The following is a 4,578-nucleotide window of genomic DNA, read 5'->3' as shown; positions in this document are numbered from 1 at the left end:
AGGGGTCGCTTCTGGTGTCGGTTTTTTAGGGGCGGGAATCATCCTACAACAATCCCATCGGGAACTAAATAAGGTACAAGTGAAAGGTTTGACTTCGGCGGCGACTATCTGGTTAGCGGCAGGATTAGGCGCGGCTTCTGGTTGCGGTTTATGGCAGATGGTTCTGGTGGGAACTCTATTCTCTCTGTGCACTTTAAGTGGCATTAAACGACTTAAGAAAAATAAATCTTTAGGCAAATATATTAAAGGTCGTAAGAAAATATCTACGATTAATCAAGAAATAAATCCATCGGATAATTCAGCATCTCATTAATAAAAAAAGTGATAAAAATTAATTTTTCTTGAGAGGGCAAAAGCTTTTCTTTACTGGCTTTTACCTCGAAAAGATTATGTTTTTTCTGCAATTTATTGGTCAAAAAAATATAATAAATTTTATGAAAAATTTATTATAAACAAATACAAAACAAAAATTTTATGTGATAATATTTAGATAGAGTAACCACTTTTCTGAACAGGAGAAAATTCAACTATGATCAACCGAAATAAGAGCTTTCAAAGCCTCAAAAATCAAGTTTTCCGGCTGCTGATTTTCCTCTTAACTGTCACTTTGCTCCTAGGGGGAAGGGGAAATGCGATCGCCTTGCCCCTACTCCCCGAACAGTTGGCCGTCATCGACCGTGCAACGGCAACGGGTGGCACTGTGGTGGAACCCGTTAAGAAAAAAAATGAGGTTTCTAGCCCAAAAATTCTGGAAGATGCCCAAATTGCCTATGAAAAAGCCATCCAAGCGGCAAAATCGGCTATCGATGACCTCAAGGCTCAACTAGCCGCTCCTTCTCTCGACAAGAAGATTATCGAAGCTCAACAGGACAACCTAGAGGACTTAGCGGATAATATTGACGATCTAGGGGAAAAAGTGAGTAAATTGACGAAAAAATTGACCAAATCCGGGGCTAAACTCAGTGAAACCCTGCAAAACAACCTTATTACCCTAGAAAATAGCCTCGTTAATACCTCCGAGACGATCGATATCTTAGCCGACGACACCGAACGACTCAAAGACAATGCTTCCCCTTTCCTGAAAACTCGCGTAGAAAAGACCATCGACGCTGTTAAACAAACTCTACAGGAAAGCGATCGAGCTTGGCAAGAACTGATCTCCTCGGCCACAACGGAACTGGAGAAGACTAGCACCCCGAAATAAATAGGGCTTGCAAGGGCATACAATCGGTCTTTTTTGGGGTAATTATCGTTTTTACCCCAAAATTATCAAATCCGATCCCTAATAGCTGTCTCCCGTCTCCTGTCTCCTGTCTCCTGTCTCGGAGTCTCGACTAGAAAATTAATTTTGCACGACTACTTACCAATCATGACGCTTACCTATCAACCACCAACCCCCCATCGCTGGCACTTTGATAATCGGGCGATTTTGCCCCTCAGAAACCCTAATTTCTGGAAAATCGAGAGTGGAGTCGTGAAAACCTCCACCTGGTTAGAAGATGGAACCCTGATCGTCTTGGGATTGTGGGGACCTGGCAGTTTTGTCGGTAAAACCCTAGAGAGAGTCAATCCCTATCAAGTTGAGTGCATCACTCCTGTACAAGCAGTTTCCTTTTCCACAGTTGAGAGTTATCAAATGGCAGAAATTCTGCTGTCTCATCTTCAGCAAGCACAAGAGCTAAGTATTATTCGTAGCTACAAACGTACTGATATTATGGTTGTGAAATTACTGTCATGGTTAGGCAATCAATTTGGTAAACAAACTGGTACTGGACAATTAATTGATGTGCGTCTAACTCATCAGGATATCGCTGACTTATTAGGAACCACCAGAGTCACAATTACCCGCGCACTTAATAGTCTAGAACAACAGGGGGCCGTGGAACGTCTTCCTGTCCATCGTCTTCTTTTACGAGAGGAGGACATCTGGCACTACGAGATTTAGAATGGGAAGGATTATCTCTTTTTTCAATCTATGAATTGGTTAGTAGCCCTTTTAATTACTAGCGTGACGAGTTTTGTAGCCACAAATCTCGATGATCTGATGGTGCTAATGTTGTTTTTCTCGCGACTTAATGCTAATTTTCGACCTCGACACCTGATTATTGGTCAATACCTCGGTTTTACCCTGATTCTCCTAGCTAGTTCCCTCGGGTTACTATTTGGGTTACTGGTTTCTAAAGAATGGATTGGTCTATTAGGATTTATTCCTTTGATTATCGGCATTAAACAACTTTTGTCAAGGGAAAATGAGGATTACATTCAAGAAGTAAGAGAAGATGTTAATTATTCTAAAAATCGCTCCTTTTTTCCTCGTTTTCCCTCCCAAACCTATTACGTTGCCGCCGTGACCGTTGCTAATGGTGGTGATAATATTGGTATCTATACCTCTCTTTTTGCCAATAATTCCCCGATGCACGTCTTAATTATTATGATAGTTTTTTATCTCATGATGGGGATTTGGTGCCTCCTAGCCTATTTTTTGATTACCCATCCCAGGATAGCTAAAGTGGTTACAAACTACGGACATAAAATTAGTCCTTTTATCTATATTTTTCTAGGGATTTATATATTAGTTGACAGCCGATCCTATCGTTTATTTTTAATGTCTTAACCAAGAATGCCTAAAAATCGTCTTTTAGCTAGACCAAGCAATCTCTTTTTTTTGTTATTAATTTTGGCGATTATTTTTAATCCTTTCGTGATTGTCAATGCTGGAGAAAGAGGGGTTTTAATGGTTTTTGGACAGGTGCAAGATCACATACTTAATGAGGGCATTCACGGGATTATTCCCGTTGTTAACACGGTAAAAAAACTAAGTGTGAGAATCCAAAAACAACAGATAGCGGCCGAAGCTTCCTCCAAAGACCTACAGGAAGTATTTACAGATGTAGCCCTGAATTGGCATATTTTAGCATCAGAAGTTAATACTATTTTTCAACAAATTGGCGATGAAGCGGCTGTCATTGAACGAGTAATCGATCCAGCAGTGGAGGAAATTCTCAAGGCAGTTATGGCTAAATATACCGCCGAAGAATTAATTACTAAACGGGAGGAGGTGAAAGGAGAAGTGGATATTCGTTTGAGCGAAAGACTGAAAAATTATCATATCGGTGTCGATGATATTTCTTTGGTTCATGTCAATTTTTCCGATCGCTTTACCGACGCGGTGGAAGCCAAACAAATTGCCGAACAGGAGGCCAAAAAAGCCGGTTTTATGGTGCTGAAAGCTCTGAAAGAATCGGAAGTGAAAATCAATCTGGCTAAAGGAGAGGCGGCAGCTCATCGCATTCTCCAAGATTCCTTAAGTCCAGAAGTTTTACAGAACAAAGCGATCGAAAGATGGGACGGTAAACTTCCGCTATTTATGGATGATAATCTGCTTAAGTCCCTTGAATTGGTTAAAGATAAGCGAAAAACTAGATGATAAAAACAATTTATTAAAACCATAAGAAAGAATACTTGATTTTATTGAACTTCACTGCGAGGAACTCCTCTATGCTGTTTAAATCCCGAAAGACAAAGCAGAAATTTAACCCCGATTACTGGCGAGATCATTCGGCCAACGAACGCACCTATCTGTCTTGGATGCGCGCCTCGATCGCTTTGATGGGTTTTGGTCTGGTCATTTTGCGTTTACGGACGGCATCTTCTACTGTACTAGGATTGGGGTGGTTGTTGGGTTTTGTCTTCGCTATGGTGGGATTATTAATCGTTGTCATCGCCACGCGCCGGTATTTTCTCATCCGGCGAGCGATCGATAGTAATAGCTACGAACCCGCTCAAGTCTGGATTATTTGCTTTAGTATAGCGATCGCCTGTCTAGGATCGGGAATTCTCTATTTTGTCGCCACCAGTCCCGATAGCGGTGGAGTGGAAAGTATCGGTTTCGATTAAAACCCCATCCTCGCAGGGAGCGGGATGGGGAAAAAATTGCTCGATACAGGTGGTAAAATCCAGATAACTACTTAAAATTGCCCATTTTCCGACCTTTCCCAGGAAGGGGCGAAAGGTGGACAAATTAAAGGACAAGCGCGCCAATGACTGTGAACAGGGACTCCCAAGCGTTGACAATAGCCATTTCCTCTCCCCTGAAACTTATAAAACCGACAGTAACGACAGGTAGAGGAACAATTGGCAACTTTCGGGAGAGGATTTCCCGTGGTTTCGATCGCTGTTAGTTTTGGGGATAGGGTGGAAATGGTGTCTAGCAAGGAAGTCTCCAAGGCTAACGGGGTTCACTAGCGACTCTTACCGTACCTAGTCCCAAATTATGTCACAGTCGCCCATCCTCCTGGAGTATAACGGTTGACACGCTCCTAAAAAATTGAGAAAATACCTTGCTGCCAGATCTATTCCACCACAACACCCTTAGAAAAGCCCCAACTTAACGAGACCGCCACCATGATCAATACCATCCACTCTGGCGGCAAATAGGTTGGTTGACAACAGCAATTCTCATTTTGAAAACAAAAGAAGATAAAGTTCTCTTGTTCACATAGAGAACTTCTGTCTAATTATCATTTTTTTTCAAGATAATCATCATAATTAGCTTCAAGAGACAGTTTTAAAATATCT

The 4,578-nt window shown here is 41.6% G+C and carries 7 protein-coding genes; 6 read left to right on the top strand and 1 reads right to left on the bottom strand.

All coding sequences use genetic code 11. The features are described 5' to 3' along the window. The 6 genes from PX484_RS17130 to PX484_RS17105 all read left to right on the top strand — a co-directional run. A partial coding sequence (locus tag PX484_RS17130) for an MgtC/SapB family protein (protein WP_288104890.1) occupies window positions 1-313 on the top strand: 313 nt, incomplete at its 5' end. Between the two features lie 216 nt (window positions 314-529). Next, the gene (locus PX484_RS17125; protein ID WP_288094196.1) at window positions 530-1,204 is read left to right on the top strand and encodes a hypothetical protein; all 675 of its coding nucleotides are present in this window, start codon (window positions 530-532) and stop codon (window positions 1,202-1,204) included. Between the two features lie 165 nt (window positions 1,205-1,369). Next, window positions 1,370-1,945 carry a Crp/Fnr family transcriptional regulator gene (locus PX484_RS17120; protein WP_002762683.1) on the top strand — a complete coding sequence of 192 codons (576 nt, stop codon included), beginning with the start codon at window positions 1,370-1,372 and terminating at the stop codon, window positions 1,943-1,945. 30 nt (window positions 1,946-1,975) lie between these two features. Further along, the gene (locus PX484_RS17115) at window positions 1,976-2,614 is read left to right on the top strand and encodes a cadmium resistance transporter (RefSeq protein WP_002762681.1); all 639 of its coding nucleotides are present in this window, start codon (window positions 1,976-1,978) and stop codon (window positions 2,612-2,614) included. A gap of 6 nt (window positions 2,615-2,620) precedes the next feature. Continuing rightward, window positions 2,621-3,427: a prohibitin family protein gene (locus tag PX484_RS17110; RefSeq protein WP_002762680.1), complete on the top strand. Its 807-nt coding sequence runs from the start codon at window positions 2,621-2,623 to the stop codon at window positions 3,425-3,427. 71 nt (window positions 3,428-3,498) lie between these two features. Continuing rightward, the gene (locus tag PX484_RS17105; RefSeq protein ID WP_008207369.1) at window positions 3,499-3,897 is read left to right on the top strand and encodes a YidH family protein; all 399 of its coding nucleotides are present in this window, start codon (window positions 3,499-3,501) and stop codon (window positions 3,895-3,897) included. A gap of 71 nt (window positions 3,898-3,968) precedes the next feature. Here PX484_RS17105 and PX484_RS17100 read toward each other — a convergent pair whose 3' ends face one another. Further along, complete coding sequence (locus tag PX484_RS17100; protein ID WP_288104888.1) at window positions 3,969-4,214, bottom strand: hypothetical protein; 246 nt, start codon at window positions 4,212-4,214, stop codon at window positions 3,969-3,971. Between the last annotated feature and the right edge of the window lie 364 nt (window positions 4,215-4,578).

Origin of the sequence: Microcystis sp. M49636_WE2, assembly GCF_030065375.1 — a bacterium.
Taxonomy (GTDB): domain Bacteria; phylum Cyanobacteriota; class Cyanobacteriia; order Cyanobacteriales; family Microcystaceae; genus Microcystis; species Microcystis aeruginosa_C.
Note: the sequence above shows the minus strand (reverse complement) of the source record. Positions and strands in the feature narration are given on the sequence as shown.